Source organism: Komagataeibacter xylinus NBRC 15237, assembly GCF_001571345.1.
Taxonomy (GTDB): domain Bacteria; phylum Pseudomonadota; class Alphaproteobacteria; order Acetobacterales; family Acetobacteraceae; genus Komagataeibacter; species Komagataeibacter xylinus.
Genome location: NZ_BCTP01000031.1, coordinates 1 through 26,626, shown reverse-complemented (window position 1 = coordinate 26,626; position 26,626 = coordinate 1). Strand labels below are relative to the sequence as shown.

General features: G+C 59.6%; 32 protein-coding genes. 21 read left to right on the top strand and 11 right to left on the bottom strand.

Annotation, left to right across the window (positions count from 1 at the left end; translation table 11 throughout):
- The first annotated feature begins 19 nt into the window (after nucleotides 1-19).
- From GXY01S_RS11790 to GXY01S_RS11765, 7 genes are all read left to right on the top strand, one after another.
- Complete coding sequence (locus GXY01S_RS11790) at nucleotides 20-328, top strand: DUF5983 family protein (protein ID WP_061275315.1); 309 nt, start codon at nucleotides 20-22, stop codon at nucleotides 326-328.
- Between the two features lie 121 nt (nucleotides 329-449).
- Complete coding sequence (locus GXY01S_RS11785) at nucleotides 450-965, top strand: DUF3085 domain-containing protein (RefSeq protein ID WP_061275313.1); 516 nt, start codon at nucleotides 450-452, stop codon at nucleotides 963-965.
- A gap of 218 nt (nucleotides 966-1,183) precedes the next feature.
- Nucleotides 1,184-1,339 carry a hypothetical protein gene (locus tag GXY01S_RS18590; RefSeq protein ID WP_010515653.1) on the top strand — a complete coding sequence of 52 codons (156 nt, stop codon included), beginning with the start codon at nucleotides 1,184-1,186 and terminating at the stop codon, nucleotides 1,337-1,339.
- Nucleotides 1,340-1,411: 72 nt separating this feature from the next.
- Nucleotides 1,412-2,311, top strand: coding sequence for an ArdC family protein (locus tag GXY01S_RS11780; RefSeq protein WP_061275311.1), 900 nt, complete (start codon nucleotides 1,412-1,414; stop codon nucleotides 2,309-2,311).
- A gap of 57 nt (nucleotides 2,312-2,368) precedes the next feature.
- Nucleotides 2,369-2,752, top strand: a complete 384-nt coding sequence (locus GXY01S_RS11775; protein WP_238322075.1) for a hypothetical protein — start codon at nucleotides 2,369-2,371, stop codon at nucleotides 2,750-2,752.
- The gene (locus GXY01S_RS11770) at nucleotides 2,749-3,045 is read left to right on the top strand and encodes a hypothetical protein (protein WP_255210432.1); all 297 of its coding nucleotides are present in this window, start codon (nucleotides 2,749-2,751) and stop codon (nucleotides 3,043-3,045) included. Before GXY01S_RS11775 ends, GXY01S_RS11770 begins: the two co-directional genes overlap by 4 nt.
- A gap of 88 nt (nucleotides 3,046-3,133) precedes the next feature.
- Nucleotides 3,134-3,640, top strand: coding sequence for a hypothetical protein (locus GXY01S_RS11765; protein ID WP_061275309.1), 507 nt, complete (start codon nucleotides 3,134-3,136; stop codon nucleotides 3,638-3,640).
- On the opposite strand, the gene GXY01S_RS11760 is transcribed toward GXY01S_RS11765, so the two are convergent.
- Nucleotides 3,637-4,149, bottom strand: a complete 513-nt coding sequence (locus GXY01S_RS11760; RefSeq protein WP_061275307.1) for a hypothetical protein — start codon at nucleotides 4,147-4,149, stop codon at nucleotides 3,637-3,639. The genes GXY01S_RS11765 and GXY01S_RS11760 overlap by 4 nt on opposite strands.
- A gap of 357 nt (nucleotides 4,150-4,506) precedes the next feature.
- Between GXY01S_RS11760 and ssb the strand changes: the two genes are divergently transcribed.
- The 5 genes from ssb to GXY01S_RS11735 all read left to right on the top strand — a co-directional run bounded on the left by ssb (nucleotide 4,507) and on the right by GXY01S_RS11735 (nucleotide 10,010).
- A complete protein-coding gene (gene ssb / locus GXY01S_RS11755; RefSeq protein WP_061275305.1) occupies nucleotides 4,507-4,977 on the top strand; it encodes a single-stranded DNA-binding protein in 471 nt (156 codons plus the stop codon).
- Nucleotides 4,978-5,557: 580 nt separating this feature from the next.
- Entirely contained in the window at nucleotides 5,558-6,757 is a 1,200-nt protein-coding gene (locus tag GXY01S_RS11750; RefSeq protein WP_061275303.1) for a DUF3991 and TOPRIM domain-containing protein, read from the top strand.
- Nucleotides 6,758-6,839: 82 nt separating this feature from the next.
- Nucleotides 6,840-7,397 (top strand): hypothetical protein, encoded by a 558-nt coding sequence (locus tag GXY01S_RS19000; protein ID WP_061275301.1) that lies wholly within the window; start codon nucleotides 6,840-6,842, stop codon nucleotides 7,395-7,397.
- Nucleotides 7,394-9,445: an ATP-dependent helicase gene (locus tag GXY01S_RS11740; protein WP_061275298.1), complete on the top strand. Its 2,052-nt coding sequence runs from the start codon at nucleotides 7,394-7,396 to the stop codon at nucleotides 9,443-9,445. Before GXY01S_RS19000 ends, GXY01S_RS11740 begins: the two co-directional genes overlap by 4 nt.
- Nucleotides 9,446-9,575: 130 nt before the next feature.
- A complete protein-coding gene (locus GXY01S_RS11735) occupies nucleotides 9,576-10,010 on the top strand; it encodes a hypothetical protein (protein WP_061275296.1) in 435 nt (144 codons plus the stop codon).
- On the opposite strand, the gene GXY01S_RS11730 is transcribed toward GXY01S_RS11735, so the two are convergent.
- Nucleotides 10,004-10,609 (bottom strand): nuclease-related domain-containing protein, encoded by a 606-nt coding sequence (locus GXY01S_RS11730; RefSeq protein WP_255210431.1) that lies wholly within the window; start codon nucleotides 10,607-10,609, stop codon nucleotides 10,004-10,006. The genes GXY01S_RS11735 and GXY01S_RS11730 overlap by 7 nt on opposite strands.
- A gap of 154 nt (nucleotides 10,610-10,763) precedes the next feature.
- Nucleotides 10,764-11,177 carry a winged helix-turn-helix transcriptional regulator gene (locus GXY01S_RS11725; protein WP_174520962.1) on the bottom strand — a complete coding sequence of 138 codons (414 nt, stop codon included), beginning with the start codon at nucleotides 11,175-11,177 and terminating at the stop codon, nucleotides 10,764-10,766.
- A 100-nt stretch (nucleotides 11,178-11,277) separates the two neighbouring features.
- On the opposite strand from GXY01S_RS11725, the gene GXY01S_RS11720 reads away from it, so the two are divergent.
- The 4 genes from GXY01S_RS11720 to GXY01S_RS11705 all read left to right on the top strand — a co-directional run bounded on the left by GXY01S_RS11720 (nucleotide 11,278) and on the right by GXY01S_RS11705 (nucleotide 14,374).
- Nucleotides 11,278-12,297, top strand: coding sequence for a zinc-binding alcohol dehydrogenase family protein (locus GXY01S_RS11720; RefSeq protein ID WP_034926279.1), 1,020 nt, complete (start codon nucleotides 11,278-11,280; stop codon nucleotides 12,295-12,297).
- A gap of 65 nt (nucleotides 12,298-12,362) precedes the next feature.
- Nucleotides 12,363-12,797, top strand: coding sequence for a cupin domain-containing protein (locus GXY01S_RS11715; RefSeq protein ID WP_061275292.1), 435 nt, complete (start codon nucleotides 12,363-12,365; stop codon nucleotides 12,795-12,797).
- A gap of 523 nt (nucleotides 12,798-13,320) precedes the next feature.
- Nucleotides 13,321-14,001, top strand: a complete 681-nt coding sequence (locus tag GXY01S_RS11710; protein WP_034926274.1) for a hypothetical protein — start codon at nucleotides 13,321-13,323, stop codon at nucleotides 13,999-14,001.
- Between the two features lie 70 nt (nucleotides 14,002-14,071).
- A complete protein-coding gene (locus GXY01S_RS11705; protein ID WP_034926272.1) occupies nucleotides 14,072-14,374 on the top strand; it encodes a hypothetical protein in 303 nt (100 codons plus the stop codon).
- 352 nt (nucleotides 14,375-14,726) lie between these two features.
- On the opposite strand, the gene GXY01S_RS11700 is transcribed toward GXY01S_RS11705, so the two are convergent.
- The 5 genes from GXY01S_RS11700 to GXY01S_RS11680 form a co-directional block, all read right to left on the bottom strand.
- Nucleotides 14,727-15,134, bottom strand: a complete 408-nt coding sequence (locus GXY01S_RS11700; RefSeq protein ID WP_034926269.1) for a hypothetical protein — start codon at nucleotides 15,132-15,134, stop codon at nucleotides 14,727-14,729.
- 13 nt (nucleotides 15,135-15,147) lie between these two features.
- Entirely contained in the window at nucleotides 15,148-15,960 is an 813-nt protein-coding gene (locus GXY01S_RS11695; RefSeq protein ID WP_061275290.1) for a hypothetical protein, read from the bottom strand.
- A 110-nt stretch (nucleotides 15,961-16,070) separates the two neighbouring features.
- Entirely contained in the window at nucleotides 16,071-16,565 is a 495-nt protein-coding gene (locus tag GXY01S_RS11690) for a hypothetical protein (RefSeq protein WP_034926264.1), read from the bottom strand.
- Nucleotides 16,565-17,392, bottom strand: coding sequence for an FAD-binding oxidoreductase (locus tag GXY01S_RS11685; RefSeq protein WP_034926262.1), 828 nt, complete (start codon nucleotides 17,390-17,392; stop codon nucleotides 16,565-16,567). Before GXY01S_RS11685 ends, GXY01S_RS11690 begins: the two co-directional genes overlap by 1 nt.
- Before the next feature lie 3 nt (nucleotides 17,393-17,395).
- The gene (locus tag GXY01S_RS11680; RefSeq protein WP_034926259.1) at nucleotides 17,396-17,980 is read right to left on the bottom strand and encodes a hypothetical protein; all 585 of its coding nucleotides are present in this window, start codon (nucleotides 17,978-17,980) and stop codon (nucleotides 17,396-17,398) included.
- A gap of 355 nt (nucleotides 17,981-18,335) precedes the next feature.
- Between GXY01S_RS11680 and GXY01S_RS11675 the strand changes: the two genes are divergently transcribed.
- Both GXY01S_RS11675 and GXY01S_RS11670 read left to right on the top strand, forming a co-directional pair.
- A complete protein-coding gene (locus tag GXY01S_RS11675; RefSeq protein WP_010518281.1) occupies nucleotides 18,336-18,626 on the top strand; it encodes a nucleotidyltransferase family protein in 291 nt (96 codons plus the stop codon).
- Nucleotides 18,627-18,661: 35 nt separating this feature from the next.
- The gene (locus tag GXY01S_RS11670) at nucleotides 18,662-18,979 is read left to right on the top strand and encodes a HepT-like ribonuclease domain-containing protein (RefSeq protein WP_019086859.1); all 318 of its coding nucleotides are present in this window, start codon (nucleotides 18,662-18,664) and stop codon (nucleotides 18,977-18,979) included.
- A 253-nt stretch (nucleotides 18,980-19,232) separates the two neighbouring features.
- Here GXY01S_RS11670 and GXY01S_RS11665 read toward each other — a convergent pair whose 3' ends face one another.
- Together GXY01S_RS11665 and GXY01S_RS17255 are read right to left on the bottom strand one after the other, a co-directional pair.
- A complete protein-coding gene (locus GXY01S_RS11665) occupies nucleotides 19,233-19,658 on the bottom strand; it encodes a type II toxin-antitoxin system VapC family toxin (RefSeq protein ID WP_019086860.1) in 426 nt (141 codons plus the stop codon).
- Nucleotides 19,655-19,897, bottom strand: a complete 243-nt coding sequence (locus GXY01S_RS17255; RefSeq protein ID WP_010518306.1) for a type II toxin-antitoxin system Phd/YefM family antitoxin — start codon at nucleotides 19,895-19,897, stop codon at nucleotides 19,655-19,657. The genes GXY01S_RS11665 and GXY01S_RS17255 overlap by 4 nt, the downstream gene beginning before the upstream one ends.
- Nucleotides 19,898-20,589: 692 nt before the next feature.
- Between GXY01S_RS17255 and GXY01S_RS11660 the strand changes: the two genes are divergently transcribed.
- The 3 genes from GXY01S_RS11660 (at nucleotide 20,590) to GXY01S_RS17245 (ending at nucleotide 25,215) form a co-directional block, all read left to right on the top strand.
- Nucleotides 20,590-20,886 (top strand): hypothetical protein, encoded by a 297-nt coding sequence (locus GXY01S_RS11660; RefSeq protein WP_019091969.1) that lies wholly within the window; start codon nucleotides 20,590-20,592, stop codon nucleotides 20,884-20,886.
- Nucleotides 20,886-24,104: a MobF family relaxase gene (gene mobF, locus GXY01S_RS11655; protein ID WP_061275288.1), complete on the top strand. Its 3,219-nt coding sequence runs from the start codon at nucleotides 20,886-20,888 to the stop codon at nucleotides 24,102-24,104. The genes GXY01S_RS11660 and mobF overlap by 1 nt, the downstream gene beginning before the upstream one ends.
- A 625-nt stretch (nucleotides 24,105-24,729) precedes the next feature.
- Nucleotides 24,730-25,215 carry a MucR family transcriptional regulator gene (locus GXY01S_RS17245; protein ID WP_082770854.1) on the top strand — a complete coding sequence of 162 codons (486 nt, stop codon included), beginning with the start codon at nucleotides 24,730-24,732 and terminating at the stop codon, nucleotides 25,213-25,215.
- 389 nt (nucleotides 25,216-25,604) lie between these two features.
- Here GXY01S_RS17245 and GXY01S_RS11650 read toward each other — a convergent pair.
- Nucleotides 25,605-26,626 (bottom strand): Fic family protein (locus GXY01S_RS11650; protein ID WP_061275286.1); only part of this gene is annotated, 1,022 nt, incomplete at its 5' end.

Below are 26,626 nucleotides of genomic sequence, written 5' to 3'. Positions count from 1 at the left end.
TCCAGCAGGGAGAAACCCGATGTTAGCGCCGTTCCAGATCCGGAAATTCCTCGACCTGAGCACCGGCCACCTCCCCCTGTCGGACCGCGGACACCTTGAGAGATATGCAAGGTCAGGTGGTTCTTCTGGGCTGACCTGCCTGTCCGGCCCACACGGATGGTTTGTCCATGTCCCGCTGGATCCATACTCCCATGATTGGCCGGGGTCGCGATCACTGCGGGCCATTCTTGCCCTGGCCCGGAATCACGACTGTGATTACGTCCTGTTTGATGCGGACGGCCCGGTCGATGCCTCGCTTCGTTTCTTTGATGACGATGAAGATGAATGACCGGCAACGGCATCGGGCGTCCCTCGGGCCAGAGGCGCCGGTTCTTATTTCTTAAGGCGGGATACTTCGGTGTTCCGCCTTTTTTGTGTCCTCGCAAGGAATCACACGAAGGAATACTGCAATGAAACTTCATTTTGACCACGCCTTGGTGGCGCGTCTTCTTGCTCATGCGCAAGCCGCGAGCGAACATCCCCCTACCTATGATCAGCTTGTTGACCCGGCCTTTCTCAAGGCTGGCGTGTCGTCGCGCCATCCGGCCGGTGCGGATGTCGACCGTGCGAAGATACCGGCAGGTCTCATGCTGGTTGGCGATCATGGGGTGTACCTGATGTCGAATGGTTATCCGGGCTTCAGTGACGCTGAGGGTCAGGCGAACCTTGTCGCCTATGCTGTCGAAGCGGACCCGCGCACACGTCCTGACGACTGGTACGATGTCAAACGCGCGTCGTTTGGCGGTGACGATGGCGCGGAATTTCTTTCTGCCGACACCATCCGCAAGGCACTGGAGGCGACTGTGGGCAGTCGTTTGTGGATTGATGTCACGCCTGCGCGGATCAGTTGCCCCTATCTGGCATCCCCGCAAAAAAACCGATCCGGACGACCGGATGGCGGCTCTGGAAAGGCCCAATCTGAATAAAAATACAATAAAAACAAAATATATAAATAAATAAAACAGTGAAGGTAGGAGGCGTGCACCACAGTCCAGCCTGCCGCGCAAGGGGTGGCTCCTCGCCGTGCGCGATGGCTGCGCCATCTGTGCGCGGCTCCGGTGCCGCCGCTGTGCGGCGCCCTTGCCCGCCAGTCTGCCCTGCGGTCGCCGGAAGGGGTCGAAACCCCCGAAAAAAGGATCTGGAAATGGCACAGAACCGCATCGCGCCGCCGTCCCGCCCCGCCGTCGAAATTGCCAAATTCGTCGTCATCGTGCTCCTCTGGACGGCCTCCATGGTCACTTTCCTCCTGCTGCCCGACGTCTTCCTCGATCCGTGCACGGGCATCATCGATCTCCGGTGACACCACCCTCGCCATCCGCTGCCCATTCGCACCGCCCTTCGGGGCGGCGTCTGCATTTTCTGGAGACTGATCATGGCCAGAACCGAACGTACCGATATTCACCAGTCCGTCACTGACCGCATCATCCGCGAACTTGAAGCGGGAACCGTGCCGTGGGTCTGCCCGTGGAGCCGCGCGAAATGCGGCATTGCCCTGCCGCGTAATGCCGCGACCGATCGGGCCTATTCCGGGATCAACATCCTGATGCTGTGGGGTTCGGTAGAGATGCAGGGGTTTTCTACCCAGAAATGGCTGACGTTCCGTCAGGCGCATGCGCAGGGCGGCAATGTCAGGAAAGGCGAGAAGGGAACGACGGTGTTTTATGCTGACCGTTTCACGCCAAAATCGGAAGCGGGTTCCGACGAGCCACGCCAGATCCCGTTTCTAAAGCGGTTTACGGTATTCAATCTTGACCAGTGCGAGAACCTGCCGGAGAGCATGGTCGCGCCGACCGCGCCGCTGCCGGAACGCGAAATCGTGCCGCACGCGGAAGCGCTGATGCGCGAAACCGGGGCGGACATCCGTATCGGCGGCGACAAGGCATTTTATGCCCCGGACGGGGACTTCATCCGGGTTCCGCCTCAGCAGTCCTATTTAAACCAGATCGATTGGTACAGAACCGTCTTTCACGAGATCGGACACTGGACCGGGTCCGAAATCCGGCTGGCGCGCACCTTTGGCAAGCGGTTTGGTGACCATGCCTACGCGGCCGAGGAACTGGTCGCAGAGATGACATCAGCTTTCGTGTGCGCGGAACTGCAGATCGAGCCGACGGTCCGCCATGCGGATTACATCGGGAACTGGCTGGCACTGCTGAAGGCTGACAAGCGCGCCATTTTCACCGCAGCGAGTGCTGCTTCAGCCGCGGCCCAATACATTTTCAGCTCATCGACACGTCGGCTGTCCGTCGAGTACGTGGCTTCTGCCGCCTGAAATCTACCCCTGAAAACCTGTGCGCCCGCATGGGCGCGCTAAGCGATGGAGTTCATCATGCCTGTCTTTGCCCTGATTGCCACTCCCGCCGTGCGCATCCGTTCCGACGGCTGCGCCATCCTTCAGGCGCTGCCGATGGAACACCTTGGTGCACGGGGGATGACAGAAGCCCGGACGCTCGCGGAAATCTCGACTGCCGTAACGCTTTACGGTGAGAGGACCGCCGGCGCGCATCCCGGGCGCTCGTTTTCCATCACTGTGCATATCCGTCGGGGCGATCGTAAGCCACGTGGCTTTGATGCGGCTTACCGCACTGGCGCCCTGGGGACCGACAGATGGGTTCTCATGGTCGATAACGACGCTGATGGCGCGCGGATCCTGCATGGACGATCCGCAGCCGAAACCGGAAACATGGCGTCCTGCAAAGGAGACGTGGCATGATCCGCCAGTATTATACGTCTCCATTCCAGGGCGGTAATAATCCGCTCCGGGTCGGGACCATTGCCAGTGGCACCATCTTCCGTCTTCCGGCCCCTGTTTCAGGACGTCCCTATCGGACCCGGCCGTGGATCGTGGAATGCTTTCTGAACGGCACGATGGGGGCGGCTGCGCAGAACCCCGTCACCGGTCTCTGGGAAGACCGTTATATGCGGGGCCGCTCGGATCTGGTCGTATTGCGCAGCCTCGCCAATGCGCGCCGTGTGACCGTGGCAGTGCGCTATCTGGAAGGATGAGTGAAGAGAGTCTGGGCGAGGGGTATTCTCCGGATCTGCCGGATGTGAACCGCTTTCATAACGGCTATCGATGCCGGAGCCAGGTGTCATGACGGCGGGGCCGATCCTGTGCGAGCGGCTTCGGATCCCGCCTTTCGACCCGGTTGTCCTGAAACCCACCCAATGGGCGACGGCCCAGCAAAAGGCAAAGCTTGGTAATGCGATCCTGCTGTTCATCGCACTCGGAATGCCTGCAGAAAAATTTACCCCGGCCCTGTATAACCGGCTGAGCAATATGTTCGGATTTATCGCGCATTATAATCGGACCGGCTTCGCGCAGACATGGTTCGAAAATGCAGCCACACGGCGCGATTTCCTCGATCAGGTTGCGCGATATCCCTGCTGGGGCGACCCGACTTTTGTCTGGTCGGATGTAGAGAAGGAAATCGGGAAGCGTGTCCGGGAAAACCTGCTGGTCGAGGTATGGACGAGCCGTGCCCGCGAGGAACAGGTTGCGCGCGAGAAAGTGGAGCTGGCCCGTCTGCAGGCAAAGCATGGCGGAACAGCGACGTCAGCGGATGCACCCGTGCCCACCGTGCAACTCGGGCTGCTCTAGCCCTGGGCCACGTGCCAGGAGCCATGCCCGTCGAGGCACCTGCCCAGGAACGCCAGTGCGGCACGCGGATATTTCCGGATTTCCAGAATGCTGCCGGTGGGTACCTCCATGTGGTAGGCGCCAATCCGGGTAGCGCAATGCGGCTGGCCGCGCAGGAATTTTATGCCCCTGCCGGTTCGAACTGCCTGACGGGGACCAAAAACACCGACAACGTGACGGCCACCGAGGTAAATATCGGCGTTGAACTGGCGCCACAGCGGTGCCCTGACATCCTGCTCGTCGACTTCGACCTGCACGGTGCAGCAGTCATGCCACGCATCTGGCGTGCCATCCACGCCATACAGGGCCTGGCAGATCTGGCGGATCGCCGGCTCGTGTTCGGGGAGGAAGGACCAGCCGATTTCCTTGCCGAGAAAACGTCCCCTGTAACGTCGGGCCTGGATTGCCAGTTCGGGATGAAAGTCGGCCTTCAGGGTGATGCGGCCTTCCGACGCAGTAATCACGGCCATGATGAACTCCCAATGTAGAGACAGGGAAATTCTAGGACGACTATCATAATTGTACAAGAATAAATGACACGATTATGAGCGAAATAGGAAAATAAAACAGAAATCAAAATCCAAAAGCATGACCTCGGCCCCTGCCGGGTCTCTGACCTGGTTTTTGCGGTCTGAAGCGGTCGTCGTCGGGCGCAACCCCCAGGCCTGCGGTCGGGACGGCACCGTGAAGCCGCATGCGCGGCTTCCGCACCACTGCCGCCCCGAGAGGTTGCGCCCGCCGCCTGTGGCCCGCTTCCGCGCGACCGCACCAGGTCAGAGATCCGGCAGGGGCCGGAGACGACCAGGAAGGAAAAAAGGAACAAGACCATGAGCCAGTCAGTCAATCGCGCCATCGTCATCGGTCACCTGGGCAGGGATCCGGAGCTTGCCGCACGTAGGGAAGGGGAGGGCAAAATCGCATCCTTCGGCGTGGCGACAAGTGAAACCTGGACCGATCGCGCGAGCGGCGAGCGCCGGGAAAAAACCCAGTGGCACCGTGTCGTCTCTTTCAACGATCACCTTTCGGCCGTGATCGAACGTCGGTGCCAGAAGGGAACGCTGGTCTATGTCGAAGGCCATCTCGAGACACGCAAATGGACCGATCAGCAGGGACAGGACCGTTATGTGACCGAGATCATCATTGATCGGTTTGATGGAAACCTGAAGGTGCTGGCCAATGGTCGAAGCACGGGCGATGGACGTTTTGATGAAGAGCGTCCCTCGCGGAGCGCTGCACAGCGCCCCGTTCCTGCCGCAACTTCCAACGCGCAGGAAGTGGATGACGAAATCCCGTTTTAGGCCGCGCGATGTTCCGGGTCGTCAATGACCCGGAGCATTTTGCCTGTTCAGGGAGAAGAAAGTGCGGCTTTTGCCGCGCCAGTTCTCGTCATGAATACTTATGAGGCCTGTTCGACCTGATGGCGCGGGCGGTCGGGAAAGCCTGTCGGCCGATATCGGAACGCCGGTCGTCCGTCCACATCGGGGATGAACTGTGTCTCTCCTGTTTCTCCATCGGCCTTTAAGCGGGTTCGTGAACCTTATTTTTTCGTCAGTCGCATGATGTGGGCGCAGACGGGATCCTCCACAGGGAGTATCTGGCGTCGTGAGTGCCCGCTCATCCATAGTCCCGGTAATGCGCGCGCAGTGGCGCGGGCACATGCCGTTTGCTGCCGCGCGTAAACTGCAGCCATTCGTGCGTCCTGTATTCTTTTGCAGGTTACGCAGAATAAAAACCCTCAACGCGGAATATCAGGACGCAATATCTCGACGAACCATACAGAGGTTGTCGGATGTTTCCGCACGATCATCTCAAATACTCACCGTAAATACCGGAGCGGTCTGAAACACAACCCATGCTGTTCGTGAAGGAGTGTCTTTCATGGCTTACACGTCTTCCCCAGAAGCACAGCAAAGAGAACTTGATGAGCTTCGCAATGCTGTAAACTGCGCCGTTGTGCTGGAGAAAGCCGGGTTCCGGCTGGATCGGCAGGCCACCGCGCAGCGTTCCGCACGTAACCTGAAATTTCGCCGTGACAGTGAGGCCATTATTGTCAATCACGATGGCAAGGGCTGGTGGGACCCCAAGGGCGACGGCAAAGGTGATGTCTTCAAGCTTGTCCAGTATCTCGATCCCTCGAAGAACCTCGGTCATGTCAGGCAGGAACTTCGCGCCCTGATCGGCAGGAGCCCGACGCTCGAAGTTGTCGAGCGTACGAAGGGAGCCGATGACAGACCGCGGCGCGATCCCGCTGAACTGTGGAACCGTCGTGCCGCACCTGGACAGGGGACGGCTGCATGGCGCTATCTGACGGAGATCCGTGGGTTGCCCGACCATCTTGTCGCGATTGCCGGACAGCAGGGGGCGCTGAAGGAAGGCCCGCACGGAACTGCCTGGTTCGGCCACCGGGATGCGGACGGGCAGTTCACCGGCATGGAAATGCGGGGGCCGGATTACAAGGGGTTTTCGACGGGCGGGGTTGGCAAGCGTCTCTTTGGTTTCCGGGCCGACGGGGGAGAAGAACCGGTGACGCGCCTTGTCGTCACCGAGGCGGCCATTGATGCATTGTCCTTTGCTGCACTCGATCGCTTTCCGAAAGGAACGCTCTATACCTCGACGGGTGGCGGCATGAGCCCAGAGAGCGAAGCGAACCTGAAGCGGGTCATGACGCAGGTCGCCGCCCAGCCTGAAGCGCGACTGGTTGTTGCCGTTGATAACGACCTGCAGGGGGATCGTTATGCCGGGAAATTCGCTGCGATGGCGCAGGACGTCGGTCTCTGGTCTGGGCGGATATCTCCGAAAGGGCCGGGAGAGGACTGGAACGCGGTCCTGAGGACCCGCAGGGAAGGAATGCAGGCAGGTTCTGTTCCCGTTGCGCCCTTGTGCCGTCTGTCCGAAGTCCTGGGTTCAGGGGCGAAAGCGCAGCCGGAGACGGTATCTCCGTCATGGCTGGGTCAGGCCGAGGCGCACGGCACGCAGCGGCCGCTGCGGGTTTCGGACGCCTCATTGCCTGCTCCGTCTGAACCTGTCGGGAAGCCTGCCGGACCACGGCTAGGTTCATCGCCGGGGATGTCCTTGTGAACCAGCGTAAATCCTTTGGGATCACCGGACAGACGGCATCACGAGGTGCAGGCTTTGTCCAGATATCTGCAGGCCCGCGCGCATGCCCGAACGGCTCTGCCAGGGTGGCGATGGATATGCGGAAATACGTGGCTCGTCGATTGCGGGGCAACGCGCGGCCTCCATGGCTCGAGGCCGGGACTTGGCAGGCCGCATCGCCTCCTTCACTGACGATCACGGGATGATCGTCATTTACGGCTGGCGTGCCACAGAGGTGGGCGCCAAACGGTCCTGCGCGCAGGATCATCTCACACAGGAGAGGGTCATGGGATATGTTTCAGACTATGCGGATCTGGGGATTGCGCGTCTGGCGATGAAGGCAGACCTTTCGCGGACGTTTGCCGGGTCGCGCTCGGCCCGGAGCATCTGGAACCGCCACCTGCGCCAGCGTCTGGCGCAGGCAGAAGATGATCCCCCGATACCGCAAAGTGCAGTCCGCCTGTACGAGCGGCCGGGCTGTCCTGTGGGCCTGGTTATCGATGGACACTGGGAACGCGGGCTTGGGAACTGGGATCTTTTCTGTCCGGCGACGATCCTGCTCTCGACCGGTAAGATCACCACCACCCCGGGTTGCGTGGCGGAAGGGCTGGAAGAGCTATGATCGGTGATCTTCCCGTTCCACGCGCTCTTGCGCCCGTCCTTGACAGTCTGACGCCAGAACAGCGGCGTGCGGCGATGGCGCTGGGATATGTTCTGGTTCTGGCAGGGGCAGGCACCGGCAAGACCAAAACCCTGACAGCCGGGGTCGCAACCCGCGTCGAACTGCATGGCATGGTTCCTGGCCAGATTCTCTGTGTAACCTTTACCAACAAGGCCGCCCAGGAAATGCGCAAGCGCATCGGAGACGTTCTTGGGCCGTACTCGGTACCGACATGGCTTGGAACCTTTCATGCCCTGGCTGCCCGACAGCTACGGGCCGAGCCTGAAGTGGCGCAATTGCGTAGCGGCTTTGACATTCGTGACGCCGAGGACAGTCTCGCCATTGTCCGCCGCCTGATCAGGACTGTCCCGAAGGAAAAGCTTCCCGTGCCGCAGGAAGGAGCGCCAGGAGACGCGAGACAGATTAAAAAAATGGCCGAGCGGATTGCGCGGCTGAAAGAGGATCTGATCACACCGGTGGCTGCTTTCGCGCATGTTGAAAGCCTGATCCGCAGGCGACAGTCGGCGAATCTCCATGTGGATCATGAAAGCTGGCGCTTTGTGGTCGGGCTGTATGGTCGTTACCAGGCGATCTTGCGCGAGCAGAACGCGGCGGATTTTGGTGATCTGCTGATGTGGCCGACCCTCGCGATGTTGCATGATGCAGAATACCATCGCCGATGGTCCGCCCGTTTTACGGCCGTGATGGCGGACGAGTTTCAGGATGTGAACCGCGCCCAGTACCTGTGGCTCACGTTGCTTAGCAGGACGTCTGGTGAACTGTTCTGCGTGGGTGATGATTCCCAGAGCATCTATTCCTGGCGCGGGGCGAAAGTCGGCTTCCTGCGGAACTTCCCGCATGAGTTTCCTGATGCGAAGATGTTCAAGCTGGAGGAGAACTTCCGTTCCACCCGCCATATTCTTGATGCTTCGAACGCGGTGATTTCATTTGACCCGTCGCGGATCGAAAAGAGACTGTTTACACGTCGGGGCGAGGGCCTCCCGATCGAGGTTTTGGGGTTCTCCTACGCCACCGAGGAAGCTGCGGCGATCACCCGGGAGATTGGCCGCCGCGCGGCGACCGGCGTCGCCTGGCATGACATGGCTATCATTTACCGCCAGAACAGGCTCTCCCGAACGCTGGAGGAAGCACTGCTCCACGCTCGCATTCCGTACGAGATCATCGGGGATGTGGGTTTCTATCAGCGTACTGCCGTCAAGGATGCTCTGGCCCTGCTGACGCTTTGCGCATGGCCTGATGAGCGCAGGTCGGATGAAGCTTTTCGGCGGATGGCCAACCGGCCCCCGCGGGGCCTTGGCGCCAGGGGCCTGGGGAAAATCGAGATGGAGGCTTCGGCGGGTGGTCTGTCGCTATGCGCGGCGGCCACACGGACCCGGCTGCCCCCGAAATGTGCCATGGCGCTGCAGGGATTCGTCCAGATCCTCAGACAGATCGGATGTCGGGAAGGGGAAAGCCTTGGGGAGCGCCTTACCGGCCTGCTCGAGGCAACAGGGTATCTGGACATGCTGCGGGCTGATGATTCGGATGAAGCCGCAACCCAGCGGGAGAACCTCGCGGAACTGATCGAACTGGCCCAGGGTTTCCGGCGCGTGGAACACCTCCTGGAGCATGCGGCACTGGCAGGCGGAGCACCTGGAGAAAAAGGTCGTGATCGCGTTCAGCTTATGACCATGCACCGGTCGAAAGGACTGGAATTCCGGCACGTCTTTCTTCCTGCGTGGGAAGAGGCGATTTTCCCCGGTGCGATGTCGCGCAATCCCGAAGAGGAGCGTCGCCTTGCCTATGTGGCGCTGACCCGGGCTATGGAGCAGGCCACGATCACGTTCTGTGATTATCGCCAGGGCGGATCTTCCCGTCCGAGCCGGTTCATTGACGAAATTCCACTCGAGAACCGGGTCAGCAGCTGGAATCACGGCAGGAACGAACCACGCCAGTCTGACGGTCGTTGGAGGCAGGTTGATCAGGAACTGAATGCGCTTGGCTTGTGAATGCGGACAATGCATGCTCCGGCAGCGGCGACATGCGTTCGCGCGGCCGGGGCATTGCACCAAACAGGCTGGTTCCGCCCGACGCTTCGGTCTTAAATTGCTTTTCTTTTGGTCGAAGGACGTCTGATTTATGGCGAAAAAGCCGGTGCCGCCGATTGAGCCCGATGACTGGGATGATGACGAGGCGGGTTTCCTGCAGCCTCTGGAGCCACCGCCGCCCGTCCGGGACCCGACGGACCTCAGGCTGCATACGCGCCAGCTCGCCGACCTTCTCCGGGCCAGATTTCCCGACAGATGGGTCGGTGTGGAAATCGGCACGCTTCCGCTGCGGTGTGAGGACGACCTGTTCTCCGATTTCATCGACCTTGGAGATGGCCTCGGGGTTCGCCTCGATTATGATCCCGAGGAGCCGGAGCGGGTACTCTGGATCAGCGCCGGCAACCGTGATCATGGCGGCGAGCCGCTCGACTTTCCCCGCGACGGTGAGGCCTGTGGTGGGCGCATGCTTTCAACCGGGGAAATCGCGGAACTGCTCGATTTTCTCGACAGGGAGGCCGCTTACTGATGCCCGCTGGCATGGCAGGCAAGCCCGATGCGCCGCCATGCGTCAGTCAGTGTGCCCCGCGGCACGTTGCGCTCAAGATCGTGCAGCAGGGTTTCCAACCCGGAAAGGGAAAGGGTGCAGGCGACAAGCGCAGGTGACAGGACCGCAGTTCCCGTCATCACGACGTGGCTGAAGACCTGGATGGTCGGGTCCACGAGGCGGGCCAGCGCGTAGACGGCGCGGCAATGGGCGGCATTCTGCATCACCGGGCTGTAAATTAGTCGGGGTGGGGCGTCGGGCGCCTCGCCCGCGAAACGTTGTCGCCACCGTTCATCTTCCGGGTGTCCGGTCAGTTCGCCGCCATACCGCTTTGTCTCCACGACATGGATGCCCCTCGGGCTGAGAAACAGGTGGTCAATCTGGGTCGTCCTGCCGCCACCTGCCGGCAGCATGGCGTCGTGCAGCACGGCCAGGCCGCTCCGGTCGAGCACATGGGCTACGGCGCTCTCTCCTTTCTCGCCCTGGATGGCGGCGCGAAAGGACCGCCAGACCTGCGCCTCATGGGCCGTCAGCCGGCACCTGTCGGGAGGCTTCACGCGACGACGTCGAAGTCTTACCACGCAGTTTCCCCCTGTGGTTCCATGGCCCGATAGCGTGTCCCGTATATCTGTCCGTCATGCGACTGGGGCAGGAAATACTGGGAACCGTCTATGTTCCGGGTGAGGGGCCGGGTACATGTCTGCAGCGTGGATGCGGATCACCAACAGTGCCCGCTTACCCGCCAGCCTGAACGCAGGAGACCGGACAATCGGCGGCAGGCTCGTCCAGGTCCGCAGAGGATTCAGGATCCCGCCTGAACCCGGTATTCTCGTCCCCCCATTTCTTGAGGGCCATGATGACCGGCTCCAGGGTCCGTCCCCGTGCGGTCAGGCTGTATTCCACCTTCGAGGGCACCTCGGGGTAGACTGTCCGCAGCACAAACCCGTCCTGTTCCAGTTCGCGGAGCTGGGCTGTCAGCATGCGCTGGGTGATATTGGGCAGGCGCCTGCGGATCGCGTTAAAGCGCAGGGTTCCCTCAAGCAGGTGGTAGAGGATCACTCCTTTCCATTTCCCGTCGATCAGCTGAAGCGTCGCTTCAACGGCACAGCCGGGACTGCAATCAAGTGATTTATGCCGGATACGGGCCATGACGGTATCATTTCCGATACTATGGGCGTTAAAAGTGCGTTCTTGTCCGAACCCAGCATAATGCTCACTGTTCTCCTTCATCAACACAGGAGCAGACATCATGCGCGCCGTCGGTTACCAGACGCCTCTCCCGATCGACAATCCCGCATCCCTTCAGGACATCGATCTGCCGAAGCCGGTCCCTTCAGGGCGGGATCTCCTGGTGGAAATCAGGGCTGTGTCGGTCAATCCGGTCGATACAAAAGTCCGTCGCAGCGCCACGCCGGATGCGGGTCAATGGCGGGTTCTGGGCTGGGACGCCGCCGGGATCGTTGTCGGCACCGGGCCTGAAGTCACGGATTTTGCCATCGGGGATGAGGTTTTCTACGCTGGCGCGCTCGATCGCCCGGGAACCGATGCCGAATTCCACCTGGTCGACGAGCGGATTGTCGGCCGTAAGCCCCGTTCCCTGAACTGGGCTGAAGCCGCGGCACTGCCGCTGACAGCGATCACCGCCTGGGAGATGCTGTTCGATCGCCTGGATATCCGTCGGTCCGTCCCCGGCGTGAAGCCAGCCGTGCTGATTATCGGCGGCGCTGGCGGGGTCAGCTCCATCGCCATCCAGCTGGCCCGGGTCCTGACCGATGTCACGGTCATCGCCACCGCCTCCCGGCCAGAAACGCGCGACTGGGTGACATCCCTCGGGGCACATCATGTGGTGGACCACAGCAGGCCTCTTGCCGCGCAGGTCGCCGCCCTTCCGACCGGCGCTCCCGGCTTCGTCTTTTCCACGACACAGACCGATCGGCATATGCCAGAGATTGTCGAGCTGATCGCGCCCCAGGGGCATTTCGGCCTGATTGATGACCCGGCCGCGCTCGACGCCCTGCCGCTGAAGAAGAAAAGCCTGTCGCTGCACTGGGAGCTGATGTTCACCCGCCCGCTGTTCGGCACAGCCGATATGGGCAGACAGGGCGAGATTCTCAACGACGTCTCACGCCTCGTGGATGACGGGCGTATTCGCACCACGCTTGGCAGGAACCTCGGCCTGATCACGGCGGCGAACCTGCGGCAGGCCCATGCCCTGATCGAGAGCGGTCAGGCAAAGGGCAAGATCGTGCTCGAAGGTTTTCCTGGCTGAAATGGAAAAGACCATGAAAGCGCTCGTCGAGACATGGTGTGGAACATGGGCGGAGAACAGGCCTCATGACTGATGAAGAGCATCTGATGACCATGAACCGTACCGGTGGACGGTTCGATCTCAACAGGATTGCCGCGGCGTTCCCGGAAACCGCGGATACGATGCTGCTGGATACCTATCTGACCGACAGGCCTGAAGCCAGTATCAGGGTGTTCCGGATCTATCGGAACGTGCCGCCGCATTATCATACCCAGTGTGATGAAGTCCTCCATGTGCTTTCCGGAGAAGGGACCTTCTGGATTGATGACCCGGCTGAGGAAGCGCCGTTTGTTCCCGGGCACCTGCTGGTCTTTCCGCGGCGTGCGGTGCATGCGGTGCCGCGTATCCTGCGTGATCCTGTCACTTTTCTTGCCATCGACACACCGCGCCGGGCACCGGATGACGTGGTGTTTGTCGATCCTGCCGAAGGCACGCCTTCCGGCTTCATCAAGAGTATCTGAAGGAATGTCGCGGGTCACAGACGAACGGGAGCTGTGGCCCTGCAGCGCATGGCCGCAAAACGCGGCGCAGGTACAGGGCGTCTGGATACGGTTTCCTCTCCCGAAAGGGCCGGTCCGGGAAACATCTCTGTTCAACAGGAAAAAAAGAAAATCAGGGGCGGCCCCTTCGGGGTTCTCTCACTCTGGTTCGCTAAGCGGCTGCGCCGCTAACCTCACTGGAGCCCCCTGCGGGGTCTCCACGCTTTCGCGCAACGGTTCGACCGCTCGCCCTGGGGTTCTTCAGGATGAATGCTTATGAGATTCCTGATAATACTGCGATTAATAAAATGGGAATAAGGAAATAAAGGGAATAAAAACAGTAATAAACTAATGTTTATTTCTAATATATTATCTTTTTTATTGTATTTATATTCTGTCTGTACTATTCTTTATTTGTGGAAAGGGAAATGGTTCCCGCCACAGACGCCCCGCCCGGTGCTGGAACACCGGACAGGGCTGACGCCAGACAGAAAGGTCAAGTTTCATGTCCAACGCTACCAACACAATGACCGCCGCCCTCGCTTCCGCGCAAGAGAAGAAAGCCGCCAGCAAGGCAAAAGCGGGTCAGAAGGCCCCCGCCGCCCGCCGTTTCGAGGAAGCGGCCCGGCGCGCGCCTGTCATCACCATCGAGGCCGCCGAAGCCCTGATCCCCGTTCCCGACCAGATCACCAAGATCGTTTCCCATTTCGGCCTTGAGGACTTCGACGCCGATGCCCTCGCGGAAACGGCCCGGCAGGCTTTCACCGTCATCGCCCGCAGCCTCTCGCCCGTGCTGGTCGTGACCACATGGAACGGGGAGCAGAACGACAAGGGGCTGGAAATGCACCTCCAGCGCATGGCTGGTGCCGCTGTCGCGTCCGCCTTCGGGGCCGCCCAGTTCTATGACGCCAAGCGCGCGCAGGCCCGCGAACTGTCCTCACAGTTCAACGAATATCGCGAAGAGGACCGGATGGGCGTCGACGGGCTGGAAAACAGGGCGGCCAACGCCCGCCGCTTCGCAGCCGAGCAGGGGATCAAGGCCGCCGCCCTGGTCGCGTCCGCCCGCGGGGCCCTTGCCGCCTACGAGGACATGATCGGCGCCCCGTGGAAGCCCTACACGGCCAGCAACGCCCGCACCATCGACCAGCGGGCCGCAGCCGCCGAGATGGACGCCCTCGGCTTCTGACCGACCCGGCCGGACCCACGGCGGGTCCGGCCACCCACGGCAAGGTACCTTTCCGCAAGGATCGACCCGCATGAGCGAATATGAATCCATGGCAGACCGCGACGAGGCCCTTGCGCTTTCGCGTGCTGCGCCCGACCACGCATGGGTCCTGACGGACCGGGACGTCTGGCATCGCAATCCTTTTTATCATGGCCCGGAAATGCCGCACCCCGAAGATGACGGCGCCCATGACTTTATTGCCGACCACGGCATTGACGCATGGCGGGAGGCGACCGAGGCCGCAAGGGCCGCAGCCATCGCCGCAGCCGAAGCGAAAGCGCGCGAGATTGCGGACGCTCCCGACCCCTGGTGGCCCGACGATCCGACGCCTTGAGAGACCACGCCGCAGGAGCCCGGAAACCGGGTTCCTGCTTCTGGTGTCCGGGGTCGCCATTGTGCTTGCAAAAAAATGCCCTGAAACCAGCATGTCGCCGCGAGGCGCCCGCCTCAAGCCCGCTGCGCGCCGCGCTTCGCGCGGTGAGGACACGCCCCTTTCAGTGAACAGGGCCGCCCGGATCGCAGGGCGGTGCCCCGCGCTCCGGGCAACCCGGTTCACCTCAGGGGCATGCCCTCAGGCTTGACCCGGGCGCCTCGCGGCCCTCCCGGCGGGCAGCGGCCTTCCCTGTTCCGCTCCCATGAAAAACAATGTCGGTCATGCAGCATGCCGGATTGTGGAGATGACAAACCTACTGTGTCGCCCTGCCGAACACGAAGCCAAGCTTGCCGTCATTCATGACGTAGGGCGTGCAGGTCATGCCGGGATGGACCGCGTCGTAGGCTTTTAGCCATCTTGTCGAGACCCAGCCGGGACGCAATGCGAGGGTCATGCTCCGGACGTAGCCGTTCGTAGGCGGTGCGTCCGTGGCGACCGGGAGTACCGCCAGCGCAGGAGCAATGCTCGGAGCACCGTCCCGTGGTTCGCTCTGCAGTGGAACCGGATGCCGGAAATCCATCATGACCCGCTCCGGCGCATCAAGGGCCATGCATCTGTACCCGTCGAGCGCACGCATCGGGGTTCTGTGCAGCGCGAAGGCCGGATGGCTGATGCTGCAGGTGATGACCGCAAGGATCGCGGCCCGGTGGGAAAACTTCATGCTGGACTCCTCGTCAGCCGGTCAGGATCGAACTGGACGCGGCACTGCCCATTTTTGCTGCGACTGCCGCGCGCCATTGGCCGACCGTGGTGGTTGAACTGATATTGTTCCCCGACATCGCCGTGCTCGATATGTAGGACGACATGAGGCTGCTGTCGTTGGCCGTCGCGATTTCAGCGCCAGCGCTCGGGCCAAAGTTATAATAGGCCCGGGCATCAAGGGCTGTCGGGTTACTGATGCCACTGTGCTGCAGACTGGTTGCGGCATCCTTGAGATACTGCGCTGCAGCCACCGCCTGTGTCGCCGGATCCTGCTGGCCCGCCGTGCCGCTGGTGATGGATGAGGCCAGCGAGGGGTCTGCGGCCAGTGCCTCTCCAAGGGTCTGGCTGTAGGTCCCGTTGCTCATCTGGAATGCGCCGGTGATCGTACTGCCGTTTCCGGCCGTGTAGAGGTTCTGGCAGCCGGATTCCACCACGCAGGTCGCGGCAAGCGCTGATGGATTGACGCCCAGTGCCTCGGCGTTCTGGGCTGCCGCATAGCCCCATGACTGCTGGTATAGGGTCTCGAGCGCATCGCTGTCGGACGGGTCCGCTGTCGTTGTCTGGGGGATGGCGCCGCTTCCGCTGGTGGCCTGGGCTGTGCCCGTCGTGTCCGGGGTCCAGCCACCGAGCCCTGGTTCCTGATAGGTTGCGTTGACATGTGTCGGGAGCCCGCCCGGCACGTTTACTGTCTGTGCGTGCCCGATCGGCCGAGCGACGAGGCCGCACGTCACAAGGACCACGGTCGCTTGCGCCGTGCGGCGGCATGGAAAGGGGAGCCGGATCACCTTGGCCTCCTGTTGCGAGGCGGACAGGATCGGCCAGCATCATGCGACCTGTGTCAGTACTTCGTACGGCGTTTCTGTTCCGGTCCTGAGCGTGCCCGTTGCAGACATGCTCAGGGCATCCGTCCGAGCGCAAATCCCGCTATCAGGACGATGGAACTGTAGCCCAGGATGCGAAAGGCCGTCTCCAGGTTGTACCGTCTGGTCATGGCCGTGGCCTGGCTCTCGATGGCGCCCCTTAATCCTTTCGTCATATCCGCGGTGATCGCGAGGAGTTTTTTCTCGACCAGCTTTTCGTTGATGGTGCGCAGCGTGTGCACGGCTTCAATCCCGTCGCGCAACTGCTCGCGGATGACCACGGTATCGTCGGCGAGTGCCCTGCGCTGCTGCTCTGCGATCAGCCTGGCTTCCGTGACGGAACGGATCGACGCGCGTCGTGCCTCTATGGCCAGCATGCCAATCTGGTCCAGCGTGACAATCAGCGCGGAGATCACTTCCGCTTCGGGTGCGATCGGGCGGGAAATCCACTGATTGGCAACCCGCCGCAGGTTATCGACGTGCTCGGCAAACGCACGATCCGCGTCTTCGATTTCGTTCGGCGCTGTCATCACACACCAACCCCCATAACTTCTGGCAGGCCTGCGGGCATCCGCGGCAGATAATCGGGGCCAAGTGCTGCAAGAAACTTCGGCACGTCGCGCCTCAGCCACCGGCTGACGCGACACCGGTCGAAAAACGAACTTGTCGGGAAGCCGTGGACCGGCCTGTTCGCCGCAAAGTCCATGAAAGACTGCCCCCGGTCCGAGACACGCTTTATCCCGTCAAGCGCAGGAAACACCCCGTAGACAGCCCCGCGGCCAAGTGCGCCCTCGATTGCGGGATATTGGAGGATATGCCGGATTTCCTCTGAAGCATCGACGCGCCCGCTAAGCAGGGCCTCGTTAATGACAATGACGGTGTTCTTGGGAATAAAGCCCCGGTTTGCCTGCAGGTCTTCAAGATAGTCGATATCGGCATGTTCCGAGCCGATCATGAAAACCGTGACAAGATTGATCCCGAGTTCCTCAAGCTGTGCAACGAGCGGGGAGGCCTTTACCAGTTCATGAACCGCCGTCCAGCCGCCACCGATGTCAAGAATCGCGTCGTTCTGGGTTTCCACCAGCTGCTCGATCCTCTGTTCCAGCCAGGCCGCCTGTCCCTTGGCCGTTATGGTCGCAGGTTCCAGGACGTAATCACCCAGAGAGGCGATGGTATTGGACTTGTTGAGTGAATCCGTATTCCAGATTTCCGGGTGGCCTCCCTGCTGCTGGGTCAGTTCCGTGAGGACCTTGAGGAATGTCGTTTTTCCAACCCTCTGGCGTCCGATTGCCATCATGAGGGTCGGTTGCGCCTTTACGGTCTCTTTCGCCGCGGTCTTCGGTTCGCGTGCCGTCATGTTTCATTCCTGATGAAAGCCGGGTTCCTGCAACCGTCGCCGGTTTTCCAGATCCCGAATGATCTCTTCGGCCCGTGCGCGACCCCGGCGACGGATTTCTTCCTCGTCCAGGTCTGCTACTGACGCCTCGGGAATGGTCGGTGGTAATGATGCGACCTGGGATGGCTTTTTTTGGAGGGAAGCAATTTCTGCCGGCAGGGCTGCTTCGGCAAGAGGTAGGCTTTCGTGTTTCCCGTCAATGATATCGGGTTTCCAGTCTTTAGACTGTCGACTGGGCAGGAGCTGCTTCTGGTTTTTTCGGACGATATCGTGGGATCGCCCGGCATAGGCACGCCGGACTCGAGCCCATGTCTTGGCGGCCGTCTTGCGGGTGATTTCCTTGTTCTCGACCGTTCCGGTTATCCCATCCTCGTGTGCGATCTCGATGAAGATATCCCAAGCGCGGATTGTCTGACGCGCTTCCGAGATGTCCTCGAAATTCTCCATCATCCAGCGGTAAAGTGGCGAGACTTTCTGTCCTTGCCGACCACGAATTTTTTCTCCGGCCACGCGTCGGATGAAACGGTTTCCGCCTGCCTGTGAGTCCATTTCCGTCACGTCGTTTCTCCTGCAGGCCGTGTCAGTGGCTGTACCGGTGTGAGGTAATCGCTGTGTGGACGTCGGGTGGCGCATTTTTGGTCCCGGTACGAACCCTTTATGAACCCCCACTGGACCCATTTCAACGACGTCTTGGCACCTGCCCGGGGTGGGACCGGTACCACCTTTGGAACCGGGTCGGACCCGGCCTGATAGAGGCTCTTCATACACCATTGCACCGTTGGTGCGGGACGTTCCGTAGCGACGATCTGAGGCCGAAAAAAAGATATAAAGTAATCTTTGCGCCCTTGGGGTGAGTATAGCGATCTGATAGAATAAACCGCTTTGTGGAAAGGGAGAGGTGTTCATGCGTCCGTCTGAAGCCGTTGCCCTGCATCGTCACTCCATCATTGGACTGGCCCGGCAATGGAAACTCGATAATCCCCGGGTCTTTGGCTCCGTTGTGCATGGCCTGGATCGGGATGGAAGTGATCTGGACCTGCTGGTTGATGCGCCCGAGGGAATCACCCTTTTTGACCTGGGCGGACTGCAAAGCGATCTCGAAGATCTTCTGGGACTAGCAGTTGATCTCCGGACGCCCGAAGATCTGCCCTTAGCCTTCCGGGATGAGGTTCTGTCTGAAGCGCGTGCCTTGTGAGTCGTCATTTTCGTTTGACTGACTATCTGGGACATATGCACGAGGCAGCGACCGACGCCCGCTCCTTCGTGCAAGGCATGGCGGTCGAAGATTTTCTGAAGGATCGCAGGACCCAGCAGGCCGTTGTCATGAGCCTGCTTATCCTTGGGGAAGCGACGACCAAAGTTATGGCTGCCTACCCGGATGACGTAGCGCGTTATCCGCATATTCCGTGGAGGCAAATGCGCGGAATGCGGAACCGGATCGCGCACGGCTATTTCGAGATCAATTATGGGATTGTTTGGCGTACGGTAGAAGAGGCTTTGCCTGCCCTGATCGCTCAATTGGAGCATCTCCTGCAGAGATCATCCTGAGGATTTCATTTTGAGGGCAGGACGGTGGGCTATCTGATGAACGGCTTCGGCCGTTACGTCCGGTCCCACTAAGCGGTGTCCTCAGTCCAATATGACCTACCTGTATCATGTCAGGGCGCTGACCCGTAATCGATGCAGCCTGCGTGTCAGTCCGGGGATAAAGCAAATGTGTGACTGCATGCGATCGTAATGCGTCCTGGAACCGCAATCGTAAATTCGCGATATTTTCCAATGGTCCTCAATCAAGGATCGATCATAGGAGCGTAGTCGCCAGACCGACCTGGGGCCCCGCTTCGGCAAGACGACGATCCAGGGTACATAATGTCGCGCCATGATCCGCACAAACTGCCAGATGGAGGGCGGCTCCGGCACGCAGACCCAGAGCATACTGATCGGAAAATCTTGCCGCCGTCCGGAAGTTCTGACTGGTCACAGGCATGACACCAAAGCTTTCTGTGCGAAGACGGGTGAACATGGCCAGGCTGTTTGCTCGATCTGTGACGGTAATCTGGCCCATGCGAAGCTTGATCGACAGGGCTGAAGAAAACTCGGTGACAACCCAGTCACTGATGGAAAGATCTTCAGGTGCCTGGGCGCCAAGCCAGTCCTGCATCCGGGTTGTCTCTTCCTCATTGGTCAGAGCCGCCACAAGAACCGATGTATCGAGATAAAGACTCAATACCTTGCCTCATCACGCATCGCGCGAACAGTTTCTGCAGCAGGTTCCCTTTGCGGCGTCATAATGCTGGTAAGTGAACGAAGAGCACTCACTGCAATGGGTTTACGTACTGGCTCCGCCTTGACGAGTTGTGCGACGACCTTGCCGCGACGAAGAATACGAACGGACTCTCCTTCCTTCGCCAGATCAACCAGACGACTGAGATGGGCTTTGGCTTCCACCAGGTTGACGGTCTGCATTTCGGGCTCCGAACCATTAAACTGGTCACTTTATAGCGAAAAAATGTCGCCCTACCAAACGGAATATGCGTCTGACGATGAGAGCGATGCTCGCGGAATTCAGACGAGCAGGATGATGCTTTCCTATACGCCTGGTGGGATGCCGACCCCGTTTACAAGTCCAATCCCACGTTTCTGGCAACTCTTCGTCTCGCCCGTGCTCTGGAGATTAACCCGGCGATTTTGGTGGAGCTGGAAGAATAGCACGCCGACTGCCGAGAATCTGAATCTTATCCGGACAACAGGCTCTGTTCACGTAATAAGACATGGTGATCATCGTTGACCAAGTTGGGCATGGCTTCCCCATCTTTTTGGCAGGGGAAGCATTGGGTTGTCGATGTAGCAAGTGACATCTTATGACTACTGCCTAAACACGACGTTCGGACGGAGCCATTACCGCGTGAACGTCGCGGGGAATCAGTTCGTCAGACAAACCCGTGGTGTCACCTTGGTAGCGTCGACAAGTGCGGGATCCGTCTGGATGCGGCAGGTGCAGGTCGTAACCCGGGAGCACATGTTGATTTGCTGTTCCGGCCTGCGCAAATGTCACCTTTTGCGCAGGCGCGGGCGATGAAGGATGCCTCGGGCAGAAGAAAATCAGTAAAGTCGCGTGATGCCACGTCACACTTCCCTCGGTCCTCACATGGGAAACGATGATAATGCGCGAGGCAGACAGAAGGCAAAGCAGATCCCTAGTCCAGGACGACGACCTGTGGGAACGGCTGCGGGCGATTGAGGACAAGTTGTCACTGATCATTGAAATCCTCTCGCCGGAAGATTCCGACGGGCCCACGCTTGATGAAATTCTCGGCCGATTGGTGACCTTGATCGCAGCCCAGAACCCGATGCTCAGACGTATTGATCTTACAACCGGCAGGTTGCTCGACATTCAGGAGGGGAGGACGCCCCGCTCCGCCCGGCCCGACGATGAGGATGGAGCCGATGCCTGATGATGACGTTCCGGAAAATCTCGGCTGAGAGCAGTGGTCGGCTGATTACTGCCTATTTCACACAGGAACTGCCAGATCCGGAGCACGACTTCCGTACCCAGCCCGGAAAAGTGCCTGACGCGGATGGTGGCCGACTGACCAGCTATTACACCGGTCGCGACGGGCGGGCCTCGTGGCGACCGGACATGCAGCCCAAGATCGCGGCGGCTCTTGGCATTGATCCGAAGACACCACCGAAGAACGCGCAACTCAATCGCCTGTTTGAAGCAAAGAGGGCCGAAAATGGCGAGGACTGGTCAAGGAACGCCCGCAAGATCAGTGCCTATGATCTGACTTTGGCGCCACACAAATCAGTTACCCTTGCGGCCGAGTTTGCGCCGACCGAAGCCGAGAGGGCAGCCATCTGGCACGCCATTGATCGGGCAAACGACGCGACAATGCTCTATGTCGCGCGGGAAATCGGCTTCGCACGGCGCGGTCACGGGGGCGAAGACGGTGCCGACCCGGGCGAGGTCGCCTGGGTGTCATTCCGGCATGATACCGCGCGCCCGACGGTCGAGGCGCGTGACGCGGCGACAGGCCAGACCTATCTGATCGATACGCCAGCAGGCGGCGATCCCCATGCCCATATCCATAATGCCCTGTTCAATGTCGTGGTTACGGAAGAGGGGCATGTGGGTTCACTCGACACGAAGCGGCTGCGATCGCGCGTTCACGAATTTGGAGCATATTTCCAGGCACAGCTCGCTGATGAATTGCGCCGGATCGGCATCGCCCAGCAATACGATGCGAGTGAACAGGCGACGGTCATCTCGGCCGTGCCGCAGAATATATCGGATTTCTTCAGCAAGGGACGACGGAACGTCATCAGGGCGGCCAAGGATTACGCCGCGGCGGAAGGAGCGGACTGGGCGCATATGCCGATCGAACGCAAGCGCCGCATCCTGTCCATGGCCGGCCTGGCAGCCCGGCTCGACAAGGACAAAGGCACGAGCGACCATGAGATATGGCGAGAACAGGCCAGGCGTCTTGGCTGGGAAGAAAAAAGTCTACTTGGCACGCCAGCAGCGCCCGTGGGCACCAGGGAACAACGATACGACATTGCCTATCGTTTCGCTGCGCGCCATCTCGCAGGGGAGTTTGAAACAGCCGCCGTGATCGATCACGACAAGCTTCGAACGTATGCGGCCCGGGGCCTGATCGGCACCGGCATCGAGGGCGGGGTGAAGGACATTGATCATGTCGTGGCCCTTATTGAACAGCGTGGTCTTGAACTCAGCGGGGAACGGGTCTCGCTGATTCAGGAGATGCGCGGCGACAGGCTGAGGGTGACGAATTCCGCGCAGATCGCCATCGAGGAGGACCTCGCGATTCAGGCAGCTCGTGCGTCAGGAGACCGAAGCGGGGCGCTGTCGGACCGCCAGATCACGGAAGCGATCGGACGATCATCCCTCGACTTTGCAAGCGATCATGGAAAGACCCAGAAGGCCGCTATCTACGCTCTTGGCCGGGGCGGCGCGCTCTCCATGCTCACCGGTGTCGCGGGCTCCGGGAAGACGGCGCTGCTGTCTCCGCTGGTTGATGCGTGGAAACATGATACGCGTTATGACACGAATGGTCGCAGGGTTATCGGGATTGCCAATGCCTGGCGCCAGGCGGACGCATTACGTGAGGCCGGCATCTTTGACACAAGCGCGATGCTGCCCTTTCTGGCGCGGCTGGAGCGCGGTGACGTTGATGTGGACCAGAATACGGTGCTGGTGATTGACGAGGTCGGTCAGGTCGGCCCGCGCCAGATGCTTCGCCTGTTACAGGTGCAGCGTGATACTGGTTGCACGGTCAAGGCGCTGGGTGACCACGAGCAGGCGCAGAATATCGAGGCAGGGGACTCCATCGAGATGCTGCGCCGGGTTCTGGATCCGGAAGACATGCCGGAGCTTCTGTCCAGTGTCCGGCAGGTATCTGCGAGAAATCGCCAGATTGCCGACATGTTTCGTGGCGCAGAGCCGGAAGAGAGCGATCTGGAAGCCCACGAGTTCAAGGGAGCTGCGGCAAACGCGCATACGGACGAGGAAAATGATGACGACGTCCGTAACAGGTTCCATCTGAAGGAAGTCCGGGATGCGATCGATATGAAACGGGCGGATGGAACGATCCGTCTGGTCGGCGGCGACCATGAGGAAGTCCTGCAGGATATTGCCCGGCTGTATGTGACGCGTCGCGATGCCCTGGTAGCCGAGGGGGCCGGCCCGCAGCGAGGCCGGGCCAAGACGATCAGCATGTCGGCGCTGACCAATCAGGATGCTGCCGATCTGAGTCGCGCAGTCCGCAGGATCCTGCAGGAGCGCGGCGAGATCTCGACACATGAAATTACCGTGCAGGCCATTGATCAGCGTGGCGAGACCTATGATCTTGCGATCGCTACGGGCGACCGGCTTCGGCTGTATCGTCGGACGTGGGGCAGCGTGGATGGAAAGGGCGCCACAGTCGGAAATAACGGCGATGTGGTGGAGGTTCTGGCCCATGGTGATGCGGGGCTTCGTGTCCGCACGAAGGACGGGCTTGTTGCTGATGTTGAATGGCGGCGGTTTCGTGATGTGAAGACTGGTCGGGTACTGCTGGGGTTCGGGCATGCCATGACGATTGATGCCGCACAGGGGCTTACTTCAGACGAGCACATCAACGCCCTGCCGCGAGGCGTTGAACTGGCGACGGGATTTACCTCATACGTTGCAGAAAGCCGGGCGCGTGGAACCACATGGACCATGATCTCGGATGCCGCGACCTTTGAGGCGGTCCGGAACCAGAGGGCGCTCGGGGATACGACGCCCATCACCAGTGACGATCTGTGGAATCACGTGGCAAAGAAAATGGCGCATAAACCATATAAATCATTGGGCACGGATCTGGTTGCCCGAACCCGCAAGGCCCAGGATGCGAGGATCCGGGAACTGATCGCGCTTGGGCGCACGCAGGAGACACTGATGAAGTCAGGTCGCCCATATGGCAGGGAGATTATTCTGGAGACCCAGGCGCGTCTGGCCGAGCGCTTGCATAAGGCGCGTCTGGCCGAGATCGACGCTAGGCTGCAGGTCATGATCAGGAACGCACCAGCGGTCATGACGGGTGCAGAGCAGACGCTTCGGAGCCAGCGGGCCGCCCAGGTGCTGGGCAGGCGTCACCATACGCCATCTGCGTCGCCAGGCGCCGCCAGCTAGAGCGTCCGGCTTTCTGCTGTTCTCACCCGTATCTGGATCCTGCCGACCGTGTGCCATACCGCGACAACATCTCAGATCTGACGCACGCTTTGGTCATTTGCGCAACGAAGTCGGCTGCGTATCGTTAGGCAGGCGGGGAGCAGCAGATAGCAGGTTAATGATGGACGATGTGTCTTTCCGGGGAGATCCTGATCCGTTCGACTGCTGGTTGAAGAACGAATTGCGTGCCCGGTTCAATGATGTTGTGCGTGAACAGATCCCTGAAAGTCTGTCGCGCATTATTGGCGCGACTGAAGCTTCCAGACATGTGCACGCCTCAAGACCTTCCTGGACCGAGGAGGAACGTGTGTCTGAGTGCCCGGCTGACACCGGCTCCAGATGATTTCGTATTGCAGATATGGCGTCTTGATGCTGTGCGGGCAACAGGTAACAGGCTTGCGGCAGAAAGCCAGAAGTGTTGACGATCAGATAAAATACAGATGAGCGGGCACAGGACCCTATAGATATCAGTTCAAGAGCATATCTGTTCTGCAATCTGCCAGATCCTCGAAAACGTCGAGGACTATTCCCAATAGCGGTGTTATATACAGGGCCACAGTTTTTTCGTCTGTTAAGGTGATGAACAATGCCCGAAGAACAACAAAGACAGCTGGTGCTGACCGTGGAAATCATAACCGCTTATGTATCGGGAAACAAAATATTGCCGGATGAACTTATCAGGCTGATTGGGGCTGTTTACAATTCATTGTCCGTCCCGACTACTTTGAGAGTAAAAGAACAGATACCTGCCGTTTCCATCAAGCGGTCCGTATTTCCGGATTATATCATATGCCTTGAAGATGGGAAAAAGCTGAAAATGCTTAAACGGCATCTGCAGGCATCCTATGGCATGACGCCTGAAGAATATCGGCGGAAATGGGGACTTCCGTCTCATTATCCTATGGTCGCTCCCAATTACACAGCACGCCGATCGGAACTTGCACGAGAGATTGGACTGGGGCGGGATATAACGTCCACTGCCACCAAATCTGGTGATGAGGGCACGACAGAGCCTGCATTGCCTGACAGGCCGCAAGGACGCCGCCGGGGTAGAAAGAAGGCCGCCCACTAAAAGGGGAACGCGCCGTCGGACTGGGCGGCGCGGCGATCTCCTGGCTCAGGAACGCGGCAATATACGAAGGCAGCGCTTCTTCGCTACGCCGTAGGGTGCCGACTGCGGCTGTTCCTGTTTGACCGGACCATGATCCAGTTCGGGGCGTTACGTCGATAAATCCGGACGAAAGATGCCTTTTATACAATCCAGATTGCGGATTGCGATCCTAAGCCCTTGCGTTATGCACCTTGTGGAAGAATTCAGTTCTCAGTGAAAATCCATAGGCGATGACTACAAAGTTGTGCTCTCACGAGGGCAGCCTGCCTTTTCAGCTCGGACAACCCTTTTTCAGATCCCATATCTGGTGACGGACAACTTTCTACTTATCACGGTCGGTCCACGCGCAATCATTCAGAGAATGAACGCCTCAGCGCCTCAGAGATGGCGTTCCAAAGCCTGAATTTTTCGATCATGGGATATTTTTTCTGAATCTTGCCGCTTGGTATGAAATGAGTGTCCCGTAATGACCGGATGATGCGGTCGGCATCCATATCCGGCATTTCAACAAGTTCCTTGAGTGCCTGCCGGGCATTATGGTGCGACCGGAGATATATGGCTTCCTCTTTCATGTGGTGCTTGATGGTCATCTCTAGTGCTGTGCTGAGATAGATAACGTGGGGGGCGAAATTGATATAGCGCCAGGCCGGTTTCGCCAGGTCAGGATTCGAGAAGTCGAGATTGGATTTTATCCCATCAGGATAGGTCTTCATGTCACGATCGAAAGAGACATGATCCGTGATCTGTCGCATTAGGGGTTTTGAAACCCTGTCCAGAATCTGGTCGTAGTTTCGCCTGCTCGTCGGGTCTCCAATGATGGTAGCTGAGATGGGAAGGATGATCTGGTCGGGGATGGCGCCGTCCCGCCTGAGAACGTCGTTTATCAGGAACCGGTGTACACGGCCGTTCCCGTCAGAAAGAGGATGGATGTAGACGAACCCGAAGGCTGCCACGGCGCTACGCATGACAGGAGACTGTCCTTCCGTCCTGTCGAGGAAAATTTTTAATCCTCCAAGCATATCCGCTACGTCTTGTGCGGGAGGCGCGAGGTAATGAACAACATTCTCGTACCTCATCGTGTATTCTCCAACGAATACCGGTGACAGCCGCAAGCCAAAATGCTCGGTTATTGTGACGTCACCGAGGATGTTGCGTTGCAAGTCGGCAAGGTCAGTATCTGTCAGGGGGACTGCCCCATGCCCTGTCCTCGTGGCGAGTACGTGGCTGAAGCGCTGGATCCGGTCAAGTTGGTGCTCCTCGCCTTCAATGGTGAAACTTGCCTTGCTTTCACGATTTGTCAGCCACACTGCGGCCCGGGCAAGCATGCTCTCGCCGAATTCCTGCACCAGTTCACCGTAACCGGCAGATACGT

Bases quoted from the DNA above. Each gene is read 5' to 3' on its own strand.
- GXY01S_RS11670 (WP_019086859.1), top strand. From the start codon at position 18,662: ATGCACGAGGCAGCGACCGACGCCCGCTCCTTCGTGCAAGGCATGGCG.
- GXY01S_RS11725 (WP_174520962.1), bottom strand. From the start codon at position 11,177: ATGGCCCGTATCCGGCATAAATCACTTGATTGCAGTCCCGGCTGTGCC.
- mobF (WP_061275288.1), top strand. From the start codon at position 20,886: ATGATGACGTTCCGGAAAATCTCGGCTGAGAGCAGTGGTCGGCTGATT.
- GXY01S_RS11690 (WP_034926264.1), bottom strand. From the start codon at position 16,565: ATGACAGCGCCGAACGAAATCGAAGACGCGGATCGTGCGTTTGCCGAG.
- GXY01S_RS11720 (WP_034926279.1), top strand. From the start codon at position 11,278: ATGCGCGCCGTCGGTTACCAGACGCCTCTCCCGATCGACAATCCCGCA.
- GXY01S_RS11685 (WP_034926262.1), bottom strand. From the start codon at position 17,392: ATGACGGCACGCGAACCGAAGACCGCGGCGAAAGAGACCGTAAAGGCG.
- GXY01S_RS11775 (WP_238322075.1), top strand. From the start codon at position 2,369: ATGCCTGTCTTTGCCCTGATTGCCACTCCCGCCGTGCGCATCCGTTCC.
- GXY01S_RS11790 (WP_061275315.1), top strand. From the start codon at position 20: ATGTTAGCGCCGTTCCAGATCCGGAAATTCCTCGACCTGAGCACCGGC.
- GXY01S_RS17245 (WP_082770854.1), top strand. From the start codon at position 24,730: ATGCCCGAAGAACAACAAAGACAGCTGGTGCTGACCGTGGAAATCATA.
- GXY01S_RS11770 (WP_255210432.1), top strand. From the start codon at position 2,749: ATGATCCGCCAGTATTATACGTCTCCATTCCAGGGCGGTAATAATCCG.
- GXY01S_RS11740 (WP_061275298.1), top strand. From the start codon at position 7,394: ATGATCGGTGATCTTCCCGTTCCACGCGCTCTTGCGCCCGTCCTTGAC.
- GXY01S_RS18590 (WP_010515653.1), top strand. From the start codon at position 1,184: ATGGCACAGAACCGCATCGCGCCGCCGTCCCGCCCCGCCGTCGAAATT.
- GXY01S_RS11710 (WP_034926274.1), top strand. From the start codon at position 13,321: ATGTCCAACGCTACCAACACAATGACCGCCGCCCTCGCTTCCGCGCAA.
- ssb (WP_061275305.1), top strand. From the start codon at position 4,507: ATGAGCCAGTCAGTCAATCGCGCCATCGTCATCGGTCACCTGGGCAGG.
- GXY01S_RS11680 (WP_034926259.1), bottom strand. From the start codon at position 17,980: ATGGACTCACAGGCAGGCGGAAACCGTTTCATCCGACGCGTGGCCGGA.
- GXY01S_RS19000 (WP_061275301.1), top strand. From the start codon at position 6,840: ATGCCCGAACGGCTCTGCCAGGGTGGCGATGGATATGCGGAAATACGT.
- GXY01S_RS11750 (WP_061275303.1), top strand. From the start codon at position 5,558: ATGGCTTACACGTCTTCCCCAGAAGCACAGCAAAGAGAACTTGATGAG.
- GXY01S_RS11700 (WP_034926269.1), bottom strand. From the start codon at position 15,134: ATGAAGTTTTCCCACCGGGCCGCGATCCTTGCGGTCATCACCTGCAGC.
- GXY01S_RS11735 (WP_061275296.1), top strand. From the start codon at position 9,576: ATGGCGAAAAAGCCGGTGCCGCCGATTGAGCCCGATGACTGGGATGAT.
- GXY01S_RS11705 (WP_034926272.1), top strand. From the start codon at position 14,072: ATGAGCGAATATGAATCCATGGCAGACCGCGACGAGGCCCTTGCGCTT.
- GXY01S_RS11785 (WP_061275313.1), top strand. From the start codon at position 450: ATGAAACTTCATTTTGACCACGCCTTGGTGGCGCGTCTTCTTGCTCAT.
- GXY01S_RS17255 (WP_010518306.1), bottom strand. From the start codon at position 19,897: ATGCAGACCGTCAACCTGGTGGAAGCCAAAGCCCATCTCAGTCGTCTG.
- GXY01S_RS11660 (WP_019091969.1), top strand. From the start codon at position 20,590: ATGATAATGCGCGAGGCAGACAGAAGGCAAAGCAGATCCCTAGTCCAG.
- GXY01S_RS11780 (WP_061275311.1), top strand. From the start codon at position 1,412: ATGGCCAGAACCGAACGTACCGATATTCACCAGTCCGTCACTGACCGC.
- GXY01S_RS11675 (WP_010518281.1), top strand. From the start codon at position 18,336: ATGCGTCCGTCTGAAGCCGTTGCCCTGCATCGTCACTCCATCATTGGA.
- GXY01S_RS11760 (WP_061275307.1), bottom strand. From the start codon at position 4,149: ATGGCCGTGATTACTGCGTCGGAAGGCCGCATCACCCTGAAGGCCGAC.
- GXY01S_RS11715 (WP_061275292.1), top strand. From the start codon at position 12,363: ATGACTGATGAAGAGCATCTGATGACCATGAACCGTACCGGTGGACGG.
- GXY01S_RS11765 (WP_061275309.1), top strand. From the start codon at position 3,134: ATGACGGCGGGGCCGATCCTGTGCGAGCGGCTTCGGATCCCGCCTTTC.